Genomic DNA, 23493 nt, shown 5'->3' on the forward strand with positions numbered 1-23493 from the left:
TTTTTTTTCATAATTAGTCTGGCCAGACTAGACCTAACAGACGAATCGAACGTCTGCGCGGACCTTCTTAGGTGAATAAAAATTTTAAAACAGCAATTGTAATTTTGAGAACAGCCATCTCATCCCCCTCTCCCTTTCAAATACTCAGGCATCTCATCACCAACCTTAACATCCTCATACTGCTCTTTTGTCACCAAGAAATTTCCGTAACCACTAATAGTCAAGGTGTACCGTCCGTCATGCTCTGATTTGGACGTCACCACACCAGTACCGACAGCACCACCGCTATCGACTTGATAGACAATCTCGATCGGTCGTGCTTCTAATTTCTTGACCTTTAGCGCTAATATCAGAGATACAAGAGACAGGGAAAGGATAGTCAGATATAGCACTGTCTCATAGTAGCGTGTCTTCATAATTCACCTTCTCTTCTCTCTTCCTGCACCTCATACACTCCAAACAGATGACGTCTCCTTTTTCATCGCGATATGGCTTAAACTCGTGACGATGGAAACCAAACAGTGTTTTAATTGCTCGATGCATTCTTTACCTCCTCGAAAACATTATTAAAATCTTTTTCGGTCATTGACCATGTATGCAAATTCTCTAGATTGTCGTACACGATCAGATCCTCATTCGTATAAACCAGCATTGCCTTAGCGACAACTTTAACGTGGTTGTCGTTTCTATCTTTGTAAATTCTCCCAATCATAAATCCTCCAACGCTACCCATCTAAATTGCGGGTATTTTTTAGCTTCTTCTTGGGTGCATTTGTAGGCTAAATCCAGTATTATTTTTGAGTCACTTGAAGGTTTAATCATAAAACCTAATTCTGACAAGTAAACAAAATGATACACAGCAAATCTCGGCTCTGGCACATCGACCAGTAGCACACCTAGTTTTTTAGTCATTGTTTGCCTCCTATTTTTCGAAAAACATACATATCATGGCGATGATAAGTATCCAAACTATGGTTAAAATCGCTATTAACGCAGATATGAAGATATTTAAATAAAAAGTCTAATATCGGCCAATCCATCACTCAACCTCCTTTGCTCAACCTCTCGATTTCTCTCTGCGTTTGGTCTTGTTCCTGATTCAAACATCTAAGTGTCTGCTCTTTCTTCGCTTGAATGATTAGAGGTAATTTATTAAGCTCATCAACCTCTTCTAGTAGCCGTTCTGACCTTCTTTTAACTCTATCAAAATTATCACTCCAATCATATTCATCCCAACCGAATATCCGTCTCATCTCATTTTTATATTCTCGTTGCTGACTATCGAGATTTTTAATAGCTATAGCATAAACTAAGATGAGGGCTATATTTAGCACGACACTTATAATTCCTAAAATGACGATTCCATACATTAAATAATTCTCCATCACTCCACCTCTTTCGCAAACCCAGCATCCCACGCCCACTCAAAATCCTGTTTAATTTCGGATTCGGTGAGCCATAAATCTTTATTGTTGCGAGGGTTTACACTACGCTTAAATAAAACCACTTTTCCTGTAGAGGAGTCCTTTTTGAGAAAGTAATCATAAACATCTCTGCTGTTAGGGTTAGGTATTTCAACAAAGTACAGTACTTCCTTCTCAATCTCATAACCGTACACCCAAGCTAGGGCGAATGTTTCTTGGTTGTATTCTAGCCATTCAGCAGAATCGCTATATCCAAAGCAGTGATCCATTGCATGAAATAGCCCATACCCTTCTGTATTTTTGCAATATTCGATTTTATCAGCGATATGCTTCGGCACCACAACCTTCTGCGGTTCGTGGATTTGGGAGATGATACTCTTCACTTTCTCGAATACCACAACATCTTCTGCTCTGTCAAAATCTGACGTTCTCATAACATTCCACTCTAATTGCTCAATCGCTTCCTGTTTATTCATCTGTTTCCTCCAAATAACGCTCTCATGTCATTCCTCCAAACATGCGACCCATCGCATTTTACATAGTCAATACCGTAATGGTATAGATACCAATCAACAGCACTGATTGAGATTCCGAGCGTTTTAGAAATCTCACGTCTTGTCAGACCATCACTTGCTAATTTTATAACATCTTTCAAGCGAGGTTTTGAATGATAGCGTACCGCACCGATTTCAAAACGTTTATTCTTAACGGCGCTAACCGTCCTACCCAACATATCAGCTTGTTCTTGTGTCGTTAACGTATTGTATGTATTTTTGATAAATTCAATCTCTTTATCCGACCAACCTCTAATGTGCTTCTTGGTAATACCTGCTTTATCCTTGCGGTAGTAATAAGCACGCCTAGAGATACCGAGATAAGCTATCACATCTTTTATCCTGCTGTCCTCTGGATACTGGTATAGATGACGCATATACTCAAGCTCATCTTCTTTTATTCGTTTACCACCGATAAAAAACACCCTCTTTCCTGTGTGGCGTATAGATAAGCCACACCGTTCTTTCTGTTAACGTAATACCGCATCTGCCCATCCTTGGACTCATACACATCCTGCACCTCTCCAAAATGGATATTTGGTTTGGTATTGATTTTGTGAAAGGTTGTTATAATTTCATCGACTGTCATCTGTTTCCTCCACAAGTTCCGCAATGGCATTTAGCCTTATTACCATGCTCGTCAATAAACTCTGGAGCTTTAGCACCGTTATATTCTAATTCGGTCAACACTCCATTCATGCGACAAAATGGACAGGTATCTTCGCTATAAGTCCATTCACCACACACTGGACATGTTGGGGTAACAGAATATTCTAGCTCTCCTAACATATTCACTCCAATTTCTCTCTTATAAATAACTTTCGGCATTACAACTTCCTCTTTTCTTCAAATAATCAGGGATTGGGTCACCAACACGGATAGCCTCGTACTGTTCTTTGGTAACTAAGAACTTACCGTAAGCATGAACCGTGACAGTGTAGCGTCCCTCTATGATTTCCTTGTCTGTGATTTGCCCTACCATCACACCACCTGCATTATCGACGGTGTAGATGATGACAGGCTCTTTAGCTTTCAATTCATCCACTTCATGACTTAGATCTCTGATTTTCAGCATAGCTGCAAGTAATATGATGAGCCATAAAGTGCCAATAAACAGTAATGGTTGATAGTCTTTCATTCCAAGACCTCCACTTCTACCTCAATTCGTGGCTTGAGGCTGTAAAATTTACCGACATCATGCAAAGCAATCTGACCGTCATCCTTAAAGACTATGCCAGACATACTGTCATACAGAGCCTTTTCGTAGTTATCAACATCAGGCTTTTTTCCTACTGGGATAGTCTCATCTATGAGGGCCTGCTGGTTCTTTTTGACCTTAGAGATATACTGAGGGGGCTTGATGAAAAACCTCACCTTTGCCCTCAGTGCTCCCTCAAGAATAGGCTGCCCCATGTAGAGATTAGCGATAAGTAACCTACAACACTCTCTCCATGATTTCATGCCCTTGTCTTCATAGGTTGTGGTAAAACTCCCACGCCTAGCAAACCTTGGCCGTGATTGTGGTTTTGGTTCGATATTTAGGACTAATTTCATTCCTCAAGGACTCCTTTAAGACCTAATTTTTCAAAGAAATTCTCTTTGTTCAGTTTGATAAAGTCAAACAATTTCTTGATTTCAGCACCTCCTAGAAAGGCAGGTCATCATCAGAGATGTCCATAGGGTTTGAGTTACCAAATGGAGACTGATAACCTTGGTTGTTTCCATTTTGGAAAGAGTTGCTTTGGTTCTGTTGACCGCTTTGATTGTTCCGACTTTCCAAGAGTTGGAAACTTTCTGCAACCACCTCAGTCACGTAGACACGTTGTCCTTGCTGGTTATCATAGCTACGAGTCTGGATACGACCTGTAACACCAATCAGAGCACCTTTCTTAGCCCAATTCGCCAAATTCTCAGCTTGCTGGCGCCAAATCACACAGTTAATGAAATCAGCCTCGCGCTCTCCAGCTTCATTTTTAAATGGACGATTGACCGCCAAAGTAAATGTAGCAACCGCCAAATTGGACGGTGTAAATTTCAACTCTGCATCACGGGTCATCCGACCCACTAAAACAACGTTATTTATCATTTTCCCCTCCTGGATTTTTCCACCAATCAAGCAAGTCAGCCTGATTGTCCTTGATGTAGTTCTCAAATATTTGGAATTGGAGGATAGCCCAGCGTAAGCTGTGCATACCCTCTCCAGCCCTAGAGCGAAAACCGCTGACTTTGAAAACTGGCACAATCCTATCAACAATACCTGGACTAAGTTCGTCAATATTAACTACATTCTCTGTCTGATAGCCAAAATCAAGGACAAACTCATCTCCTAAGTCATGAATAACTTGCAGTCGCTTGCCGTCTGAGTATATGGCCACACTATCTGATACTTTTATGATTTCCATAACTACCACCCACACAATTCATTGAGTTGTTCTTGAGTTACTGGCTCAATCCGTTGATAGCCGCTAACCTGATAATTTTGCTTGTGTTCAAAACCAAGCTCTGACAGTCCTGCCTTAAATAAGTCTTTTTCTGCTGTGTTGGCAAAATAGACTTCCAAGGTCATTTTTTGAGTGTACTTTTTAGGCTCATTTTCAGCCCCTCTGAGCGTTTTTTGCTCATTTTGGGACAAATCCCCACCGTCTAAGATTTCACCTGTTTCTGGGTCAACCTGTGGCACGTCAGAAGCCTTTTGAGCTTGTTCCTGCTCCTTACGTCGCTGTTCGGCTAATTGTTGCTCTCGCTCACGTCTAACTCGCTCCGCTTCTTCCTTTTGCTTTTGGAAAAGGTAATCTGACTTGATTTGTTCTAAGACCTCTGCCAAACTCATATCTTGCAACATGCGAAGATATGGCAGGTCGGTCATACCGTACTCGGCACATTGACCAGAAATAGCAGCCTTGGCTTTTTCGTATTCCTGTTGATTTTGAAACTCAAAGGTCACCATATCGTCAAGCGACTTCATCGTTGCTTTTTTCAAAGTCACACCGTCAGCCATAAAGTCGCCAGCCTTGATGTAGTCAAGCGACTTGCCATCAAAAATGCGTGGGTCTAGCATGTACTCAGCCGCTTTATTAGCGATATAGCCTTTAACGGTATCTAGCCGCACAGCTTTCTGATGTTCTTCAAAGTCTTTAACATCTTGAGCGATTTTGTTGATGATTTCATCCATCGGCTCACTAGTGTCTTTGATGTATTTGTCAAACTCATCAGCAGATTGTGACAACTCACGCTTAATCTTGATACGCTCATCTGAGATTTGTTTTTTGAGTTTGCGTAGGTCAGCTAAAACTTGCTTGTCATCTTTGATTGTTGCAGCTGTGACCGTGTAATTTTCATACTTGGCTACTACATCAGCTATACCTTGCTCAAACTTTTCACGGTCAATGATTTCAACTTGTGCCTGTGTTACCTTTACTTGTAATTCTTGCATGTTGTCCTCCTAGTATTCCAAATCTTCCAATAGCTCACCTTGTACTGGATCATCATCAGGATCAATCACATCATCAGTTGGATAACTTGTGTCAATCTGTCTCTGAGCTTGTTCCTGTTTCATCTGCTCAATTTGAGCCATTTTGCGTGCCATGACATCCTCACGGCTTTCAACAGGTTCCGCCTGTTTGATACGGTCAAAAGTTTCACCACCATCATCTTCCGTGTACATATTTCCCAAATCCTCAGGGAATGCCTCACGTAGAGCATTTACTAAAGCTGTCTTCCTGATCATGGTTGCTGGCATAGCGTTCCAGGTGCTCTGTTTCTTGTCATATTCTTCACGACTGACAAAGATTTCTACAGGTACTTTGAAATTTTTCCGATAGACTCTAGCCCAACCACCTACCAAAGTATCTCCTGGTAACATGAGAGCTCCTTTGCGTTCGTGCATAACTCCATCAGTATCCACGGTGACAACACCTGCCTCAAATCCCTCATAGTTTGGATTTTGGGCAGCACGCTTGAGGAACGCCTCTTTTGAGACAATCAAGCTGAACTCTGTGCCTCCAGTTTTTTTCTTGTAAGCAACAATATAGACCTCGTTTGCCAAAGGGTTTAAGTTGCGTCCTTTGATAAGAGATAAGGCTTGCCCCACTTGTTTTTCAGTCAGCAAGTTTTGAGGGTCAAAATAGCGTTTGACATCTTGGAAAGTCCAAACACTGGTATCAATAGCAATGTCACGCTTTGCTTGTTGGGTTGATAATTGATTGTTAGTCATTTTCTTCTCCTTTTGGTCTGTTTCAAGTTCCAGTTTTCACGCTTTAAGCGTCTATTTTCGTTGGTAATTGAAATTATCTTGTCATGTTGCTCATTGATAATCTCTCCTAGCTCATAACAAAGCTCTAAGTAACGTTTCCGCCAGTAAGCATTGTCTTCATAGCGTTCTCTTTCCATAGGCTAGTTATCTCCTACATAAATCCATTGACCGCCTCTGAATACCCATTCATCAGGATCATGTACCTGTCTTGGTTCCTCAGGCTGTAGATAATCACGGTCATAGTCAAACCATGGGTAAGTACCGTCCATGTTGCACCTCCTCAAGATGATAGAGTTGCATAAGCGTCAATCAGTCGCTGCTGTCTTGCAATGATGTCAGCCATTTGTTGACGGTCACGGCCAATAGCCATATTTTCCTGAGACAGCTCTTGTAGTATTGCGTTTTTTTGGTCAATAAGTCCTTTAAGCCTACGGTTCTCAGCTTTGAGGGATTTTAGCTCAATCAGAGTGCTATCGGTTTGAGTTGGCTCGGCCTTTGCCAGTTCGTCAAGTCCAAAATATCGTTTCAATTTCTCTAGCATTAGTCTTCCTCCTCGTCGTCTTCGTCAAATGATGTCATTGTCTCTTTGATAGCTTTCTTAGGCTCCATACCCTCTAGCACATCTTCGATAACATGAGAAAGTTTGTGCATGGAGTCCAATGACACCTCAAGCGTACCGTTTTCATCTGGGATACCCACAACCTTTAGCGTAAACAGTCCAAATACTGAGATAGCGTGTAGCTCTTTTTGGAGTTTTTCAATACGCTCAATCTTCTTCTGTTGGTCTCGGATAATTCTGTCTTTGTCAATCATGATTTTTCTACCTGTGGATAACTTTGGTTATCCCTTTCTTTATTTATTATTACTACTAGTTTTTTGTAACTTAGTATTTATTACTAAGTTAGTGCCGTAAGGCTTAGATTGTTGTTTGTTAGTGTGCGTAAGCACTGGATTGTTATATATTGGTACTTGTTGTATAGTTAGTATTTGTTAGTGTGCGATTTTTCAAAGTTGTAAAATACAAAGTTGTAAAATACAAAGTTGTAAAGTACAAAGTTGTAAAATACAAAGTTGTAAAACCTAACCTTGTAAAGTACCATCATCTTGGTTATCAACTGTTTCTGTGGATAACTCTTTTTCAAAATTCTCTAAGATATATTCAAAATAATCATCTGCAATAGGTATATCTTGAGCAAATCTATAATGCTGAATACCTTTACCCCTACCTAAACTTTTCTTAACGGTTCTTATGTACCCATGCTTTTCTAATTCCTCAAAAGCTGTTCTGTGACTACCCAGACCATCTTTTGAGCGCTTGGCAATTTCGTCTGGGTAAATACGCCAATCATCTTTATTACTCAAGATGACAGCTAGGACACCCTTAGCAGAACTTGATAGGTTAGGGTCTTGTAAGAAATGATTATTCATAGAGGTGTAATTTTCGTTAGTGTTCCTGATAATATACTGCATACCCCATAAACTAAGCTCCTTTCCGTAGCTCATGCTTTTGCATTCCGACAATGTCATAATAAGGATGACCTGCTGGAATGACATAAGTTGCTGGATCAAACTCTACCCATTGCTCCACACCGTCAACAATTACCTTGCGTAGGCTAGTAACCTTGGGTGTCCATTGTTCTTTGTCTCTTGACATGATATAATTACCTCGTAAATGTTTTACTTAGTCCCTCAATGGAATTGCCGTTCCAGAGGGGCTTTTTTACGTTCCTAACCTGGTAAATACTCTTGGTTAAGAAACTTGTTGATAAAATATTGTTGACCCTTGCCAGTGACCTTAGTTGTTGTATTGACTGTGGTGTGACCGTCGGCATGGTTGATATTTGTCTTTTTCAGCTCAAACAGACCTAGCTGCATGCTTTTCTGTGTCGGTTGGTTCCAAGACTCTCCACGGCGACTAATTAGGTAACCATTAGAGCGTAACCACTGAAAGAGTTTGTTTTGACCAATATCAATCCCATTCTGTTTCAGAATTTTAGCCAGTTCACCAATCAGACAAGATGACTTGCTGGCACTAACAGCGTCTGCAAACAGCACTTTTGGCTTGTCTGCTTCGATTTGAGCTTCAAGCAACTTCTTAGCTTCTCTTTCTTCTTTGAGCTTTTGCAAGGTCGCAATAGCAAAGTCTGGATTATCTAGCAATTCGTCTGTAGCAAACATGCCGTTTTTGCGAATGCTTGGTAATACTTCCGATGTCACCCAGCGTTTAAATTCTTTTGCTTGTGGCAGTTTGCTAGATAGGATAAGTGAGTAAAGACCAGATTCGTTGATGATGGTTAGTCCACGGTTTGGAATGTCTAAGGTAGCGTTTTGCGACCTTTGGATAATTTGTTTATCATCGCTATCTACGTGCTTGTTTAAGGCGTCTTTGGAATTTGAATATCCCAGAATATCTGCCACATCCTTACCGACAAAGTAGGGTTTGTTATCAATAGTTACCGTTCGGACATCTTGTCCTTTAAAGTTGTAAATTTCGTTCATATTCTACCTTTTGTAATTTATTTTTTGAAAAAACGTAGTACATAATTTCATTATCAATCTTTGTATCTAGTATTTCTTGTTCCGAAATGCCTATCAATATAGGATTGATAAATTCTTTGGAGTAAGCCAATAATTGTAATGTTGGATTTTTATTTTTTGCTTTCAATTCAATTATTACTGGACGTTTACTATTTTTGTCTTCGGCAAGAATGTCTATTCTTCCGGTCTTAATAGCGTGTTCTGACTTTACAAAAACAAAATCTGGAAACAATAATTCAAAATTACGAATAATATATTCTTGCATCTGTTTTTCTCTGTTTTCTCTATTGTTTTCGCACTCATAAGCGTTAATTATTTCAAGGTCTAAAAAATCAATTAAATAAATGGTTGCTTCAAATTTATTGATAAATCTACTTTTGATATACCGTCTAAGCTCTTTAAGCTGTTTGGAATTACTATTGAGCTTCTGACGAGATACCCAAAGAAATAATTCTTCAAAATTATCAAAATCAACTGGCTCATGATTATCATTCAGCGTTACGTTGATGAGTTCATTCATGTTGTCTCCTTTCTATATGAGAAATAATCATGTGAGAGGTAAAATTTTTTAAGTGCCTAGCAAATCACTAGAAGTCACATGGTAAATCTCACAGATTTTCATGAGGTTTTTTGCGCTTATACGGTAGATGTCTTTTTCCCAAGAGTTTACCGTCTGTGGCGCTACTCCTACACTATCACCAAATTCACGCTGTGTCATTTTACCGTTTTTAGCACGGATTTCGGCGATAGTGATTTTTGGTTTGGTCATGCCTACCCCTCTCTTTCTTTATTTTTTATATTAAGCTTTCTCAAGCTTGATTATATTCTATATGATTTTTTCTCATTCGTCAATAGTTAAAATGACTTTTTTTCATATTTTTTTACTTTTTTCTCTATATCACTTGATTATTTCTCTTTTGTACTATATAATGGACTTATCAAAAACAGGAGTGGCAATATGAATACCAATGAAGAAATCTCATATAGAATTAAGACACTCAGAGAAAGAAAAGGGCTTGAACAAAGTGATATAGCTGAACTCATGGGCTACAAATCACAAAGCACTATTTCTAAGTGGGAGGGCGCTAAAAATCTCCCAAACGGCAGAAAGCTAGTCCAACTGGCTCAGATTTTAGGGACTTCTACAGATTATATTTTGTATGGAGTTGATAAACCTGCCGTCTCTGATATTCAATCTATCTATGATGACCTCAATGACCTCAACAAGAAAAAAGTAGTAGACTTAGCTCTTGCTTTGCGTGATAAACAAAATAGGAAACCAATCCAAATGACCACGGTGTATATCACTGGTTTTGTATCTGCTGGTAATGGAGTTATCCAGGATGACTATGTGGACGCTGAAATCACAATCCCATCTAGTGAGGTTCCTGATGATTTTGACAGTGTTGCAAAGGTTATTGGAGAGAGTATGGCTCCTAAAATCAAAGATGGAGACTTGCTTTTCATCAAGCATACCCCTCAGGTAGATAACAACGATATTGCCATTTTCCAAGTTAATGGTGAAAACTATGTTAAACAGTTCAAATCTAATGGTAGACCTTATTTGAAATCACTTAACCCTGACTATGATGATGTTTTTCTTTCAGAAGATGACGACATCAGGACTATTGGAGAAGTCGTAGACATCTATAGAGAAAACTAACGGTACGTGCTCCCCTAAACCACGTTAAAAGGAGGGTAGGAAGATTTTATTATGGCTGTTAAACGTTGTCCACGTTGCGGAAGTACACAAGTACAATTTATGAACCAGGAACGAAAAGGATTTAATGGTTGCGTCGGTTGTATCGGTTTCTTGATTGCTTGGCCTTTCCTGTTACTAGGGTTAGTTGGGAAGAAAGGTAAAAACAACTGGCACTGTCAATCTTGCGGTAATATGTTCAAAACAAAATAAAAAAGCCTTATGCTCTCCCCGACCAAAGTTTGAGCATAAGGCTAAGTGACAAGAAATCAGGCATTAAAAATCCCTTTTTCTTGTGCCCATTTTATCATTTTTTAGGAAATTTTGAAAGAGGTACTATAATGATGGACAGGAATAAGGTAGCTATCTATGTCCGTGTCAGCACACAAGGACAGGTAGATGATGGCTATTCACTTGATGAACAAGTTGACTTATTGACAAACTACTGCAAATTGAAAGAATGGACTCTTTATGATGTCTATGTTGATCCAGGGATTTCTGGAAAAAATATGCACAGACCAGAGATAGAACGACTCACTAGAGACGCTAAACGAAAATTATTCGACATTGTACTCATATACGACTTGAAACGGCTTGGACGCTCTCAAAAAGAGAATATTGTGCTTGTAGAAGATGTTTTCAATCCAAACGGTATTAGATTAGTCAGCTTTACAGAGAACTTTGACGCCTCTACCCCAGTTGGAAAAATGGTTTTTGGTATGCTATCAGCTTACGCTGAACTAGATAGGGCAAATATTGCAGAAAGAATGATGATGGGGAAAATCGGTAGGGCGAAAGCTGGGAAAGCTATGTCTTGGGGAATGCCTCCCTTTGCTTACAATTACAACAAAGAAACAGGCGACCTAGAGCTAGATGAGGTTAAAGCTCCGATAGTTGAAATGATATATAGTGAGTTCCTAAAAGGGGCCTCTGTTAATAAAATTGTTCAAAAATTGAACTCAATGAATTATCACGGTAAAAATCATGATTGGAAACACCACGCTGTCACAGTTATCATTGACAACCCTGTATATTGTGGAATGATGAAATACATGGGGCAAACTTACCAAGCTAAACACACTCCCATCATAGATAAAAAAACTTTTGAACTCGCTCAACTTGAACGAAAAAAGAGACTGGCAAAATATCATAACGCTGAATGGGTTCCCCCATTTCAAAGAAAATATATCGGTTCTAAAATTTGTTACTGTGGTCTATGTGGAGCACACCTAAAGTCAGAAAAAGATAAGAAAAATAAACTTACTGGCACACGGTCCATCTCGTTCTTTTGCCCTAACACAAGATCTAGGGGTACAGGGGAGTGTACAAACCCACGTTTCAAACAATCTGTACTGGAGGGGTATATCCTGAATGAGGTGGCAAAGTTACAACAAAATCCTGAAAAGTTAAAAGACATCAAACCAGCTGAGGACAATGAGCTGCATAACAAAATAGCAACCTATGAAAAAAAGATAAAGCAAAATACATCAAAGCTATCAAAATTAAATGACCTATATTTGAATGACCTTATTTCTCTTGATGATCTGAAACAGCAATCAAAATCACTACTAAACGAAAATGAGTTCATGGAAGAACAAATAAAACTCTTGTCAGCTACAACAAGAGAAGATGAATTACGCAAAAAAATAGACACCTTTCTAGCATTCCCAGACATACTGACCGCTGACTACGATACACAAAAACAGGCTGTAGAGCTTGTAATATCAAGGGTTGAGGCAACCAAAGAAGGTATAGATATTTTTTTCAACTTTTAACCCTGTTTTAAGACCCAGCATTAAAATGATAGAAGGGCAAACCTATCAAACAAAAATGTGGCATCGCGCTCTGAGCCACACCAATTACCACTTGGAACCTAGTCAAGAATGGTCTAGCGATGCTTGGTATGATCCCTCTCAAACAAGACACTTCAAACCAACTGAGTGGAAAGTTTATCAAGAAGGAACAGCTCATGGTACTATCATTGGAGGAAATATCTCAACGTTTAATCTTCTAACAGGAACTGAGTTTGCACCGAAAGTTGAGAACTATGTTCTATTTCTGGAGGAAGCTGAAGGCGATCACTATTATACGATACTTAGACATTTAACAGCCATCCTACAAGCCTATCCAAACCCCAAGGCAGTTGTTTTTGGTCGTTTCCCTAAAGAAACAGAGATGACTGAGGAAATTTTTAAAGCGATTTTAGACAAATACCCTCTACTTAAGACTATCCCTGTACTTTATGACCTAGATTTTGCCCATACTCAGCCTCTCTTTACCATTACAATTGGCGCCAACATTTCTATTGATACTAAGACAATGACTTTAAACATCTCTGAAGATTAAAAAACCATTTGGGAAGGCTCCCAAATGGTTTTTGTATTACCAAATCACGACACGCTTGTCTTTATCTCGCCACATCCCATCGCCTTCTTTGACATCAAAAGTAGCAATAAAATCATCAAAGTTTGGCAACTGAACATTGGTGCGAAGTTTTCCTGGGGCATGTACATCTACAGCAATCAATAACTGCAAATATTCCTCACGCGCCTTCATGCGCCAAATACGCGCAAAATTGATAAAGTAGTCCTCAGCAGAAAAATCTGCTTCTTTTTTAGCGGCCTCAAGGGCTGCTGCCAAGCCTCCCAAATCCGCAACATTTTCAGAAACGGTTAACTTACCATTGACTTTTCCTCCTGCAAAGTCAATCCCATCAAACTGCTCCACTACCTTGTCTGTACGCTCTTTAAAAGCAGCGTAATCTTCATCTGTCCACCAATTATTAAGGCTACCATTTTCATCAAAAGAAGCCCCATTGGTATCAAAAGCATGAGAAATTTCATGAGCAATAACAGCACCTATTCCTCCGTAATTAGCTGATGATGACTGCCCCAAACTATAAAATGGTGCTTGGAGGATAGCTGCTGGAAAGACAATTTGATTTTGTTGCGGATTGTAGTAAGCATTAACCATGTGGGCAGGCATTCCCCACTCATTTTTATCGACTGGCTTATTCCACTTGCTCCAGCTATGAGCTATTGAGATTTTTGCAAGATGGGCTGCATTTTCAATCAAGCTAGCTGAGTCATCAATAACTTTTTTCGCATAGGTATCTGGTAATTTTTCAGGATAACCAATATGTGGTGTGATGCTGTTTAGCTTGATGATAGCCTTATCTCGTGTTTCTGGTTTTAGCCAGTCGTTATTAGCTAAGCGCTCCTTATAAACCTCAATCATAGTCGCTACCTTCGCCTCCACATCAGCTTTAGCTTCTTTAGAAAACTTCAAGTCCGCATACCAAAGACCAAGGGCTTGATTGTAGGGACCTTGTGCCAAATAAAAAGCAGCTTTTTTCTGATCCATGGCTTGAGGAGTACCAGATAAAGCACGGCTATAAGCACCTGATAAGACTCGAATCTCATCTGTCAGGTAAGAGGTATAAGAAAGAGCCGCACTTCTCACTAAAATCGCTTTTAGGGCTGTCCAATTTTTTTCAGAATAAAACTCCGCTGCAAACTCTGTCCAAAAACGCTCCTCTGGAACAATCACTTTATCTGGAACTTGTCCTAAAATGTGTTTAAAAATAGTATCTAAAGGTAGTTCTGGTGCCAATTTAGTAAAATCTGCCCAGTCATAAGGATGATACAACTTTGCATACTCAGAAGACTCCTCACTTGAGAGAACATATTGAGCTAATTTGGCATCAAGCGCAATCATCTCATCTAAAATATGCTTGATCTCTTCTGTAGAAAAGCCAAACTTAGGCAATAGATCTTCTTGGCATCGGCGCCATGTTGCCAATAGCTCTTTTCCCTTCTCATTATCCTCGCCATAGTAGCTAGTGTCTGGCAAAATGGTGCTCGGAGCTTCTGCCCACAAAACGTTGGTCTGGGCATCCATAAAGTCTGGTGCTACACCAAACGGTAAAAGGTTCGGTTTGCCATCCATCTCAAACTCTGCTATCCGCTCTGCAAAGCTTGAGAAAGACGATAGACCCTGATACTCCTCAATCAAGGGTTTAACAGGGGTAACACCGAGTGTTTCTCTTGTTGTAAAATCACTGACCTGCTTATGAAACTTGACAAAGTTGGATAAAATAGGATCTGTTGGGACATCTTTACCTGTTAACCAAGCATCGGTTGTGTCTAACATTAGGTCCTCTATTTCATCAGCTAAATCTGAAAAGCCACCAGTTCTTGGCTTGTCAGCAGGAATAACAGCTGTTTCTTCCCACTTTTTATTGATCGCATCATAAAAATCATCTTGATAACGTGTCATCATTGTACTCCTTTGTATTGTCTTTTTTTATTGTAACAAAAAAAGATTAGAATTGCTTTTTTAGGCTATTTCCCCTCACGCCATACGCATGAAGAAAATGCATGTAACCATTTTCTTATCACATGCATTTTTTCAATTTATTTTCATAGTTTTTATATTTAGTCATGAGTAATTCCTCAAATTCAGACTAATTATAGCATAAATTTTTGCTAAAAAACTGTATAAAATATGAAAATATGTTTTCTGAAAAACATATTTTCTTCATCCGTTTGTCGTGTATTTCCCCTTCACTTTATTTATTCGAAAAAAAATATAAAAAGAAAGGCTTTTTTTAAAAAATTTTTTTCGTTATTTTTGATATACTAATGTTAGCGCTTTTATAAGGAGAAATCACATGAAAAATTTAGTTCAATACAAATGGGCTACCCTAGGAACTGGGGTCATTGCTAATGAATTAGCTCAAGCTTTGCAGTCACTAGGCGGCAATCTCTACTCCGTTGCCAATCGTACCTATGATAAAGGTCTAGCATTTGCCCAAAAATATGGTATTCAGAAAGTTTATCAAACCATTGATGAAGTATTTGAAGATCCTGAGGTAGATATTATTTACATCTCAACCCCGCATAATACCCATATTAACTATCTAAGAAAGGCCTTGTCAGCAGGAAAGCACGTCCTTTGTGAGAAGTCTATTACACTCAATTCAGAGGAACTGGAAGAGGCTATTGCGCTTGCCGAAGAAAACCAAGTCATTCTTGCTGAAGCAATGACTATTTTCCATATGCCTATTTACCGCCGTCTCCGTGAACTGGTCCAATCACAAGCCTTGGGGGATCTAAAAATGATTCAAATGAACTTTGGAAGCTATAAAGATTACGACATGACCAATCGTTTCTTTAATAGAAATTTAGCTGGTGGAGCCCTCCTTGATATTGGGGTTTATGCCCTATCTTTTGTTCGCTGGTTTATGTCTGAAACGCCTGATCAAATCAGCTCTCAAGTAAAATTAGCTCCAACTGGGGTTGATGAACAGGTGGGAATTTTATTAAGTAATCCAAAAGGAGAAATGGCTACTATTGCCCTTACCTTACATGCTAAACAACCTAAACGCGGTACCATTGCCTACGATAAAGGCTACATTGAACTTTATGAATACCCTCGTGGTCAAAAAGCTATCATCACCTATACAGAAGATGGCCACCAAGATATCATTGAAGCAGGAGACACCAGTCAAGCCCTCTCCTATGAAGTCCAAGATATGGAAAAAGCTGTCGCTGGTATCGAAAATGAGATGCACCTTGCTTATAGCCAAGAAGTGATGGCTATCATGACCAAACTCAGAAAAGACTGGGGCTTAGTCTATCCAGAAGAAGAATAAATCACAAAAACTCTTCCACCAAAATAAATGATTGGGGAAGAGTTTTACAATATTATCTATATAGAAACTAAAAAGCGAAGGATATTGTTGCTCAGTCCTTCTCTTTTTAGTTAAATCTCATCTTATTTCCACTCTTACTACTGGATAACACACATTTTATTTTTTTAAAATAGCAAGGGTTTGATAAGGTTTGAGGGTAATCTGATCTGCTAAGACAGTGTCTTTATAGTTGCTGATCAAAACTTGACCTGAGGCATAATCAGCTAGGTCAAGGGGTACTTCCTCAGCAAAGAAGTTGTTTAGGACAAGGAGTTTTTCATCGCCAAGCTGACGCTCAAACGCATAAACCTGATCACTATCTTTATAAGCTGCCTTATAGTCTCCTTCTGCGATTAAAGGCATCTCTTTACGCAATCGAATCAAGTCTTGATAGAAAGTAAAGATTGGGCCTTCCTTCTCATTTTTCACATTAATCTCTGGATAAGACTTACCTGCTTTTAGCCACGGTGTCCCCGTTGAGAAACCAGCATTTTGGCTATCATCCCACTGCATTGGAGTTCTTGAGTTATCACGAGATTTAGCCTGGATAATCTTGAAAGCTTCTTCTTTAGATTTGCCCTCGTCCAACATGATTTGATAAGCATTGAGACTCTCAACATCCACATAGTCTGCCATAGAATCATAGTCTGGGTCAATCATCCCAATCTCTTCTCCCATGTAGATATAGGGTGTTCCTCGAGAAAGGTGGATAGAGGCTGCCAGCATGGTTGCTCCTTCATTGCGGAAATTTTTCACATCCACAAAACGATTGAGGGCACGCGGCTGATCGTGGTTGTTGTAGAACAGCGCATTCCAACCATTGCCTTCACTCATCCCTTCTCCCCAAGTATGGAAGAGACGTTTGAGTTCTTCAAAGTCAAAATCCATAATAGTCCATTTTTGGCCATCTTTGTAATCCACTTTCAAGTGGTGGAAGTTGAAAGCCATAGACAACTCTTCACGCTCAGGAGCCGTGTAGAGAATGCAATTTTCAATGGTCGTAGCAGACATTTCCCCAACCGTCATAAAGCCTTCTTCTTTTCCAAAGGTAGCATTATTCATCATCTTGAGGTAATCATGCGTAATAGGGCGATCGGTATAGGCAGGTTTGCCGTCATTGATAGAGCAGTCTTCTAGGACTTCATCTTTACCAATCAAGTTGATAACATCGAAACGGAAGCCTTTAACTCCCTTGTCTTTCCAAAAGTTAACGACTTTGAAAAGTTCTTCACGGACATGGGGATTGCGCCAGTTAAGATCTGCTTGCGTCACATCAAAAAGGTGGAGATAGTACTTTCCAGTATCACCAAATGGCGCCCAAGCATTACCACCGAACTTAGATACCCAGTCTGTCGGCTCATCACGTAGGATAAAAAAGTCTTGGTAATATTTGTCACCAGCGAGGGCTTTTTGGAACCACTCATGATCAGTTGAGCAGTGGTTGAGGACCATATCTAGCATAAATTCAATGCCTAATTCTTTTCCAACAGCCACCATTTCTTCAAAGTCTGCCATGGTGCCAAAGTCAGGATTCACCGCAGTGTAATCTGAAATGTCATAACCATTGTCACGCTGAGGACTTGGGTAAAATGGGTTTAACCAGATCATGTCAATCCCTAATTCACGAAGATAGGGAAGTTTTTCAATAATACCACGCAAATCCCCTACACCATTTCCTGTCGTGTCCTTGTAAGATTTGGGATAGATTTGGTACACCACTTTACGTTTGTCGATTGCCATCATTAAGATACCAAGAACATGAGAGAAAAACTTGTTCACTCAAGCCTTCCACTCGGGTTCTATTCCTTTCTCTAGTTTATAAAAGCGCTGCTTTTCTCTTGTTACTTTACTTATTAAGTGAAAGAGACTAGGCCAAGCTGTCCAAGTCTCAATCACGATTTATGTTTAAATTTTACTTGCTTTAATCACGTTTTCGCCGCGTTTAATCTCACGTGGTAAGTCGCCAATCGCATCTGGTTGGTAATCATATTGGTTAGTGACGATAACTGGAGTTTCCGTAACATAACCAGCTTCTTTGATAACATCCATATCAAATGTGATCAATTTATCCCCCACTGCTACACGATCACCTTGTGCCACATGAGCTTCAAAACCTTTTCCATCAAGGTTAACTGTGTCCATACCAATGTGCATCAACAGTTCAACACCTTCATCTGACAAGATACCGACAGCATGTTTTGAAGGGAAGAGAACAGAAATCACACCAGATACAGGAGCAGTTAATAGACCTTCTGTTGGTTGGATAAGGACACCTTGTCCCATCACACCTTGGGCAAAGACAGGGTCAACTGCTTCTGAGAGAGGTTTTGCTTCCCCAGTAAGAGGGCTTTGGATTGTGACAATTGTGCCAACTGCTGGCGCTTCTTTTTCCTCCACTTCAGCTAAAGCTTGAGCTGGGCTCACTGCTTCTTCGTCATCTTTTTTTGAAAAAGCGCCTGTACGGTTAAAGATAAAGGTTAATGCCATTGGGACTGCAATCGCAACAGCCATAGCTAGAGCAAAAGCTCCCCAGTAATTCGCTTTAATCGATAAGATACCTGGCAAGCCACCGATACCGATAGAAGCTGCTTGAATGTTAAAGGTTACAGAAAGTAAACCTGCAATCCCTGAACCAATCATACCTGCTACAAATGGGTAAACATATTTTACGTTAACCCCAAAGAGAGCTGGTTCAGTAATTCCGAGATAAGCTGAGATAGTTGCTGGAAGTGAGATTTGTGCCTCACGTTCGTTGTGACGGTTAATAAGGAAGTAAGCAAATACTGCTGATCCCTGTGCAATGTTTGAAAGAGCGATCATTGGCCATAGACCAGTTCCACCTGTATCTGCAATCAATTGGGTATCGATGGCGTTTGTCATGTGGTGAAGACCAGTGATAACAAATGGCGCATAAAGAGCACCAAAGACTGCACCGAAGAACCATTTAAGCGGTCCTGTCAAACCAGCAAGCACAATTGTTGATAGCCATTGTCCGATAGTCCATCCGATTGGACCAAGAACAGTATGAGCTAGGATAAGAGCTGGAACAAGTGATAAGAATGGCACAAAAATCATTGAAACCACTTCTGGAATAACCTTGCGCCAGAATTTTTCAAGGTAAGCTAGTGACAAACCTGCTAGAAGAGCTGGAATAACCTGTGCTTGGTAACCAATACGGTTGACCGTTACAAACCCAAAGTCCCAAACCCAATCTTTAGCGATTTCTGCTGCTGATGTGCTTGGCACAGCATAGGCATTAAGCAATTGAGGTGACACCAAACAGATCCCAAGAACGATACCAAGGATTTGTGAAGTTCCCATCTTACGAGTCACAGACCAAGTAATCCCTACTGGTAAGTAGTGGAAAATCGCTTCACCTGGCAACCATAAGAAATGGTTTACCCCACTCCAAAATGGAGACACTTCAACAATAGTTTTCCCATCAAGAGCTGAAAACTGCACGCCTTCAAGCACGTTACGGAAACCAAGAATCAAACCACCAACGATAAGAGCTGGAATGATTGGGGTAAAGATTTCAGCCAACATGGTCATGACACGTTGAACTGGGTTTTGATTACTTTTGGCAGCTGACTTGGCTGCTTCTTTAGAAACCCCTTCGATACCTGATACAGCTGTGAAATCGCCGTAGAAGATTGGCACGTCATTACCAATGATTACTTGGAACTGACCAGCGTTTGTGAACGTTCCTTTAACTGGAGAGATGTTTTCAATACGTTTCACATCTGCTTTTTTCTCATCAACAAGCACAAAACGCATACGAGTGGCACAGTGGGTTACTGCGCTGATATTTTCTTTGCCGCCAATCGCCTCAAGCATCTCGCGGGCTTGGTTTTCAAATTTTCCCATTTTTTACTTACTAGGTAAGTCCTAGCTTCCTCCTTATTTTGATAAAATAAAGTCATCTTGTATGCCTTTTCAAAGACAAATTAAAATAAGGAGACCTTTTAATGAAAAAATATATCCAAATCTTCCATGATTTAGAACATAAGATTCACACTCAATTTTATCAAGCAGGAGACTACCTCCCTACTGAGTTAGCCCTAACTAAAGAATATCACGCTAGTCGTGATACGATAAGAAAAGCCCTTCGCTTACTGAATGATGCAGGACTTATTCAAAAAATGCAAGGAAGAGGATCACAAATCATCAAACGAGAACAAATCAATTTTCCTGTATCTGAACTGACCAGTTATCAAGAGTTAGTCGAATCTATCGGACTCAAATCACAAACAAAGGTGATTAGTATTGATAAAATCATCACAGATGAACACTTGGCTAAAAAAACAGGCTTTAAAATCAATGACTTACTTTGGCGCGTTGTCCGCCTTAGAATTGTCGATGGTGTGGCTTCTGTCTTAGATACAGATTACCTCTTAAAAAAGATAGTTCCCCAAATGACAGTAGAGACCGCTCAAAGCTCCATCTATCACTATCTTGAAACAGACCTCAAACTTGATATTGCTTATGCTGAAAAAGAAATCATCATTGACCATGTCACTGATAAAGATAGACGTTATCTAGACCTAGGCTCTGATATCCATGTGGTTTCAGTCAACTCTAAGGTTTACCTATCTGACACGACACAATTTCAATATACCGATAGCCGACATAAACTTGAAAAATTCAAATTTGTGGACTTTGCTAGAAGAAAAAGTAAATGATCAATCAAACAAGGCCTGGGAATTATCCCAAGCCTATTTTTATAAAATCAACTAAATCAATCATTTATTAAGTACGGTACAAGGTATTAAATCCAACCTCTGTTCCTCTTGGTACAAGATATAAACTATCCTGACCTGATTGAGAAGCTGTGTAGCGCAAATCAGGGACACTAGCTGTACCTGATGGATCACCCATGCTAGCTTGATAAACATGGATCCCTTGAAGTGCCCCAGTTCCTTCTATAATATGGTAAGTAAGTATCCGACCATCGGCATACACCATCTGAACCTCTCCACCAGCATCAACAACGACACTATTTCCTAGATTATCTGACCAAGTTCCCGCAATAGCACTATAATCTCCACTGATAAGCTGATTTAAAGCAGAAGGTGTCCCATCTTCTTGAGCAGAAAGAGAAGCGACTTCTCCTCCTTGTGGTGCTGGAGTAGTGGTTTGCTCAGCTACTGCGCCATCTGATACTACTGTTTCTTCCATAGATGATTCTGGCACTGTTTCCACAGCTGAATTGAGAGAAGCATCCTCAGAAAGCTCAGTTGAAGAATCGACTTGATTCTCTTGTAATTTTTCTACTGTTTGAGAGGACTCAGTTTGGTTTGAAGAGCTAGGTGTTGAGGAAGACTTGGAAGTGGAAGCTTTTGATTGTGACGGACGACTACTTTGGCTAGTCTTAGGCACAGACTCCACTTGATGACTCTTGCCTTCTTCTTTCCAACAACCACTAAATAATATTAACACGGCTAAACACACTAAACTAAGATGTACTTTTTTCATTTTAAAGCCTCCTAACTGACAGCGATATATCTCCTATTGCCTGCATATGAAATGTAACTAATCCACTGATAACCTTCTGAAATTAATACCTTATCATAATTAACAGATTGACCTGCATCATAATACGCAAGATCAGGGCTAGACATTGTAGGGGAGGATTTTATATAAGAACGCTTTGTAAAATGATAAGTACCACTTTGAGGTAGGGTTACTTGAGAAGTATTTCTATTAACAACTGTTGTTGCTGTAGCAACTCCCTCAAGAGTACCATCATTTTTCACATAATAAAGATGGATATTATAAAGTCCTACAGAATTTTTATGATTATTTGAGGTTACCGATACTTTATATGTCCCATCTGATTGTTTGATTCCGCTATACCACACTAAATCATCCTGACCATTCTCGGATGACCATACTGGAATTTTTACCTCTTTAAGACCTTTAGGACTATATACATTGGTAATAACAACATCAAACGAGCCAGAAACAGCATTTTTATTTTGTATAATAATATTTCCTGTAGTAGTGGAAGGAGTAGGTGTAGTCTGTTCTTTCTGAACTGCTATATAACGTCGATTCCCTTGGAAGGATAAATAACTAATCCATTTGTATCCATCTGAACTTAAAATCTTATCATAATTAACAGATTGACCTGCATCATAATACGCAAGATTTGGACTAGATATCTTAGGCTCTGATTTGATATATAATCTTGTTGTAAAATGGTAAGTACCACTTGAAGCAAGTGTCCCACCTCCATTTACAGCGTTTGATGTTGAGGAGCTAGTGTCATGTGCTACTAAGTCTTTGAAATGGATAAAACCACTCACTAATTTAATTGGCATTCTAAATGTTCCATAAGCATACTTATTGGGTGAACGGTTGTATTCTTCCAAGATCACATCAGTACCTTCTACTGCAGCTACCCATGAAACATGTCCGTAGGTAGAGTCAGACCATCCTTCACCTGGTCTGAACCACGCCACTGCCCCAATATTTGGAATCGAATCAACTGTTGCTCCTCTATTCACAGCTGAATATCCCCAAGAACCAGCATTACCTAAATAACTAACATTAGAGAAACCATTTGTTTCTGCCAAACGAAACGCAACAAAAGAAGTACACTGTCTGACAGGATAGCCCCAACTATCCACATCGGTATTGATATTTCCATTTTTCCAACGGTAGTTATCACCAATAAGGCTTGAAGTAGCGCTTCGATCACTATAGAATATCTTGTTGGTAGATTCATTGACTGTATTTTCTGATGCTTCATCTACACTTATATATTCTACATGTGCACTCGTATTAGGCTCTAAATAAATAATTGGTTCATTCTGTTTAGTCTCATTATTAGAGAGTGATTGATTCGTAACTCCATCTGATAAAATTAACTCCGACTCTACTACCTTCTTAGATTCATCATAACCTGAAGCCTCGACTTCATTACTGTTATCTAATACTGAATCCTTTTCTGATACAATTCCAACCTCAGGATTAATAATAGAGTTATCCTGAGATTGGAGTTGTGTAGAACTATACTCGATAGCATCCCCGCTTGTCGTTAGATTATCTATTGGATTTGACACTTCAGAAAGTGTCTCAACCACTGAAACTGTTGGCGATTCCTGTTGTTCTGCTGAAACTATTTGACGATTTCCTGTTAACAATCCTCCTGCTACCAACAACATACCAACTGTACATTTTCGTAACAATAAATTGAAATGATACTTTTTAAGATTTTCCATGATTTACCTCCTCATTTACTCTAGATAAATAACTAAGGTATGCCATATTTTTCTATTGTCGGTACCGAACACCTTAAATATAACAAAAAAATAATTAAAAACAAG

General features: G+C 39.5%; 32 protein-coding genes and 1 pseudogene. 6 read left to right on the forward strand and 27 right to left on the reverse strand.

Going from position 1 to position 23493, the window contains the following annotated elements; translation table 11 throughout:
• Nucleotides 1-119 precede the first annotated feature (119 nt).
• The 22 genes from ACEE75_RS10015 to ACEE75_RS10120 form a co-directional block, all read right to left on the reverse strand.
• Nucleotides 120-416, reverse strand: coding sequence for a DUF1372 family protein (locus tag ACEE75_RS10015; RefSeq protein ID WP_449164787.1), 297 nt, complete (start codon nucleotides 414-416; stop codon nucleotides 120-122).
• 292 nt (nucleotides 417-708) lie between these two features.
• The gene (locus tag ACEE75_RS10020; protein ID WP_449164788.1) at nucleotides 709-912 is read right to left on the reverse strand and encodes a hypothetical protein; all 204 of its coding nucleotides are present in this window, start codon (nucleotides 910-912) and stop codon (nucleotides 709-711) included.
• A 131-nt stretch (nucleotides 913-1043) separates the two neighbouring features.
• A complete protein-coding gene (locus ACEE75_RS10025) occupies nucleotides 1044-1385 on the reverse strand; it encodes a hypothetical protein (RefSeq protein WP_449164789.1) in 342 nt (113 codons plus the stop codon).
• The gene (locus tag ACEE75_RS10030; protein WP_449164790.1) at nucleotides 1385-1900 is read right to left on the reverse strand and encodes a DUF1642 domain-containing protein; all 516 of its coding nucleotides are present in this window, start codon (nucleotides 1898-1900) and stop codon (nucleotides 1385-1387) included. Before ACEE75_RS10030 ends, ACEE75_RS10025 begins: the two co-directional genes overlap by 1 nt.
• Nucleotides 1897-2403, reverse strand: coding sequence for a hypothetical protein (locus ACEE75_RS10035; RefSeq protein ID WP_449173633.1), 507 nt, complete (start codon nucleotides 2401-2403; stop codon nucleotides 1897-1899). Before ACEE75_RS10035 ends, ACEE75_RS10030 begins: the two co-directional genes overlap by 4 nt.
• Complete coding sequence (locus ACEE75_RS10040; protein WP_449164792.1) at nucleotides 2376-2567, reverse strand: hypothetical protein; 192 nt, start codon at nucleotides 2565-2567, stop codon at nucleotides 2376-2378. The genes ACEE75_RS10035 and ACEE75_RS10040 overlap by 28 nt, the downstream gene beginning before the upstream one ends.
• Complete coding sequence (locus tag ACEE75_RS10045) at nucleotides 2564-2806, reverse strand: hypothetical protein (protein ID WP_449164793.1); 243 nt, start codon at nucleotides 2804-2806, stop codon at nucleotides 2564-2566. The genes ACEE75_RS10040 and ACEE75_RS10045 overlap by 4 nt, the downstream gene beginning before the upstream one ends.
• Complete coding sequence (locus tag ACEE75_RS10050) at nucleotides 2787-3116, reverse strand: DUF1372 family protein (protein ID WP_449164794.1); 330 nt, start codon at nucleotides 3114-3116, stop codon at nucleotides 2787-2789. Before ACEE75_RS10050 ends, ACEE75_RS10045 begins: the two co-directional genes overlap by 20 nt.
• Nucleotides 3113-3532, reverse strand: a complete 420-nt coding sequence (locus tag ACEE75_RS10055) for a RusA family crossover junction endodeoxyribonuclease (protein ID WP_449164795.1) — start codon at nucleotides 3530-3532, stop codon at nucleotides 3113-3115. The genes ACEE75_RS10050 and ACEE75_RS10055 overlap by 4 nt, the downstream gene beginning before the upstream one ends.
• Before the next feature lie 91 nt (nucleotides 3533-3623).
• Complete coding sequence (ssb, locus tag ACEE75_RS10060) at nucleotides 3624-4064, reverse strand: single-stranded DNA-binding protein (protein ID WP_449164796.1); 441 nt, start codon at nucleotides 4062-4064, stop codon at nucleotides 3624-3626.
• On the reverse strand, nucleotides 4054-4380 hold the full coding sequence (locus ACEE75_RS10065) for a hypothetical protein (RefSeq protein WP_449164797.1): 327 nt from the start codon (nucleotides 4378-4380) through the stop codon (nucleotides 4054-4056). The genes ssb and ACEE75_RS10065 overlap by 11 nt, the downstream gene beginning before the upstream one ends.
• A gap of 2 nt (nucleotides 4381-4382) precedes the next feature.
• Entirely contained in the window at nucleotides 4383-5411 is a 1029-nt protein-coding gene (locus ACEE75_RS10070; protein WP_449164798.1) for a DUF1351 domain-containing protein, read from the reverse strand.
• Between the two features lie 9 nt (nucleotides 5412-5420).
• Nucleotides 5421-6191, reverse strand: coding sequence for a phage recombination protein Bet (gene bet, locus ACEE75_RS10075; RefSeq protein ID WP_449164799.1), 771 nt, complete (start codon nucleotides 6189-6191; stop codon nucleotides 5421-5423).
• The gene (locus ACEE75_RS10080) at nucleotides 6188-6367 is read right to left on the reverse strand and encodes a hypothetical protein (RefSeq protein ID WP_075105376.1); all 180 of its coding nucleotides are present in this window, start codon (nucleotides 6365-6367) and stop codon (nucleotides 6188-6190) included. The genes bet and ACEE75_RS10080 overlap by 4 nt, the downstream gene beginning before the upstream one ends.
• 3 nt (nucleotides 6368-6370) lie before the next feature.
• Nucleotides 6371-6499, reverse strand: coding sequence for a hypothetical protein (locus ACEE75_RS10085; protein WP_256773381.1), 129 nt, complete (start codon nucleotides 6497-6499; stop codon nucleotides 6371-6373).
• A gap of 11 nt (nucleotides 6500-6510) precedes the next feature.
• Nucleotides 6511-6771 carry a hypothetical protein gene (locus ACEE75_RS10090; RefSeq protein ID WP_172015093.1) on the reverse strand — a complete coding sequence of 87 codons (261 nt, stop codon included), beginning with the start codon at nucleotides 6769-6771 and terminating at the stop codon, nucleotides 6511-6513.
• Nucleotides 6771-7043, reverse strand: coding sequence for a hypothetical protein (locus ACEE75_RS10095; protein WP_172032467.1), 273 nt, complete (start codon nucleotides 7041-7043; stop codon nucleotides 6771-6773). Before ACEE75_RS10095 ends, ACEE75_RS10090 begins: the two co-directional genes overlap by 1 nt.
• 267 nt (nucleotides 7044-7310) lie before the next feature.
• Nucleotides 7311-7658 (reverse strand): transcriptional regulator, encoded by a 348-nt coding sequence (locus ACEE75_RS10100; RefSeq protein ID WP_449173634.1) that lies wholly within the window; start codon nucleotides 7656-7658, stop codon nucleotides 7311-7313.
• A gap of 52 nt (nucleotides 7659-7710) precedes the next feature.
• Nucleotides 7711-7884 (reverse strand): BOW99_gp33 family protein, encoded by a 174-nt coding sequence (locus tag ACEE75_RS10105; protein ID WP_447574073.1) that lies wholly within the window; start codon nucleotides 7882-7884, stop codon nucleotides 7711-7713.
• A 74-nt stretch (nucleotides 7885-7958) separates the two neighbouring features.
• Nucleotides 7959-8729 carry a phage antirepressor KilAC domain-containing protein gene (locus tag ACEE75_RS10110; RefSeq protein WP_447574074.1) on the reverse strand — a complete coding sequence of 257 codons (771 nt, stop codon included), beginning with the start codon at nucleotides 8727-8729 and terminating at the stop codon, nucleotides 7959-7961.
• A complete protein-coding gene (locus tag ACEE75_RS10115) occupies nucleotides 8707-9288 on the reverse strand; it encodes an endonuclease NucS domain-containing protein (RefSeq protein ID WP_447574075.1) in 582 nt (193 codons plus the stop codon). Before ACEE75_RS10115 ends, ACEE75_RS10110 begins: the two co-directional genes overlap by 23 nt.
• 48 nt (nucleotides 9289-9336) lie before the next feature.
• The gene (locus ACEE75_RS10120) at nucleotides 9337-9537 is read right to left on the reverse strand and encodes a helix-turn-helix domain-containing protein (RefSeq protein WP_170239000.1); all 201 of its coding nucleotides are present in this window, start codon (nucleotides 9535-9537) and stop codon (nucleotides 9337-9339) included.
• A 189-nt stretch (nucleotides 9538-9726) separates the two neighbouring features.
• Here ACEE75_RS10120 and ACEE75_RS10125 point away from each other — a divergent pair, with 189 nt between their 5' ends.
• The 4 genes and pseudogenes from ACEE75_RS10125 to ACEE75_RS10140 form a co-directional block, all read left to right on the forward strand.
• Complete coding sequence (locus ACEE75_RS10125; RefSeq protein WP_172016176.1) at nucleotides 9727-10431, forward strand: S24 family peptidase; 705 nt, start codon at nucleotides 9727-9729, stop codon at nucleotides 10429-10431.
• A 51-nt stretch (nucleotides 10432-10482) separates the two neighbouring features.
• Nucleotides 10483-10680 (forward strand): hypothetical protein, encoded by a 198-nt coding sequence (locus tag ACEE75_RS10130; protein ID WP_172016175.1) that lies wholly within the window; start codon nucleotides 10483-10485, stop codon nucleotides 10678-10680.
• A gap of 128 nt (nucleotides 10681-10808) precedes the next feature.
• Nucleotides 10809-12242 (forward strand): recombinase family protein, encoded by a 1434-nt coding sequence (locus ACEE75_RS10135; protein ID WP_447574076.1) that lies wholly within the window; start codon nucleotides 10809-10811, stop codon nucleotides 12240-12242.
• 16 nt (nucleotides 12243-12258) lie between these two features.
• Nucleotides 12259-12813: pseudogene (locus tag ACEE75_RS10140) on the forward strand (LD-carboxypeptidase); the annotation flags it as partial.
• 36 nt (nucleotides 12814-12849) lie between these two features.
• On the opposite strand, the gene ACEE75_RS10145 reads toward ACEE75_RS10140, so the two are convergent.
• Nucleotides 12850-14745, reverse strand: coding sequence for a M13 family metallopeptidase (locus tag ACEE75_RS10145; RefSeq protein ID WP_321056286.1), 1896 nt, complete (start codon nucleotides 14743-14745; stop codon nucleotides 12850-12852).
• A 394-nt stretch (nucleotides 14746-15139) separates the two neighbouring features.
• Here ACEE75_RS10145 and ACEE75_RS10150 point away from each other — a divergent pair, with 394 nt between their 5' ends.
• The gene (locus ACEE75_RS10150; RefSeq protein ID WP_321056285.1) at nucleotides 15140-16123 is read left to right on the forward strand and encodes a Gfo/Idh/MocA family protein; all 984 of its coding nucleotides are present in this window, start codon (nucleotides 15140-15142) and stop codon (nucleotides 16121-16123) included.
• 156 nt (nucleotides 16124-16279) lie between these two features.
• Here the strand turns inward: ACEE75_RS10150 and treC are convergent, their stop codons facing one another.
• On the reverse strand, nucleotides 16280-17902 hold the full coding sequence (treC, locus tag ACEE75_RS10155; RefSeq protein ID WP_449164810.1) for an alpha,alpha-phosphotrehalase: 1623 nt from the start codon (nucleotides 17900-17902) through the stop codon (nucleotides 16280-16282).
• 165 nt (nucleotides 17903-18067) lie between these two features.
• A complete protein-coding gene (gene treP / locus ACEE75_RS10160; protein ID WP_447574530.1) occupies nucleotides 18068-20029 on the reverse strand; it encodes a PTS system trehalose-specific EIIBC component in 1962 nt (653 codons plus the stop codon).
• Between the two features lie 101 nt (nucleotides 20030-20130).
• Here treP and treR point away from each other — a divergent pair, with 101 nt between their 5' ends.
• On the forward strand, nucleotides 20131-20844 hold the full coding sequence (treR, locus tag ACEE75_RS10165; protein ID WP_447574529.1) for a trehalose operon repressor: 714 nt from the start codon (nucleotides 20131-20133) through the stop codon (nucleotides 20842-20844).
• A gap of 67 nt (nucleotides 20845-20911) precedes the next feature.
• On the opposite strand, the gene ACEE75_RS10170 is transcribed toward treR, so the two are convergent.
• Together ACEE75_RS10170 and ACEE75_RS10175 are read right to left on the reverse strand one after the other, a co-directional pair.
• Nucleotides 20912-21637 (reverse strand): DUF6287 domain-containing protein, encoded by a 726-nt coding sequence (locus tag ACEE75_RS10170; RefSeq protein WP_447574528.1) that lies wholly within the window; start codon nucleotides 21635-21637, stop codon nucleotides 20912-20914.
• Between the two features lie 11 nt (nucleotides 21638-21648).
• Nucleotides 21649-23355, reverse strand: coding sequence for an SH3 domain-containing protein (locus ACEE75_RS10175; protein WP_447574527.1), 1707 nt, complete (start codon nucleotides 23353-23355; stop codon nucleotides 21649-21651).
• Nucleotides 23356-23493: the final 138 nt, after the last annotated feature.

It is taken from the genome of Streptococcus sp. 11273D007BT (genome assembly GCF_053547195.1).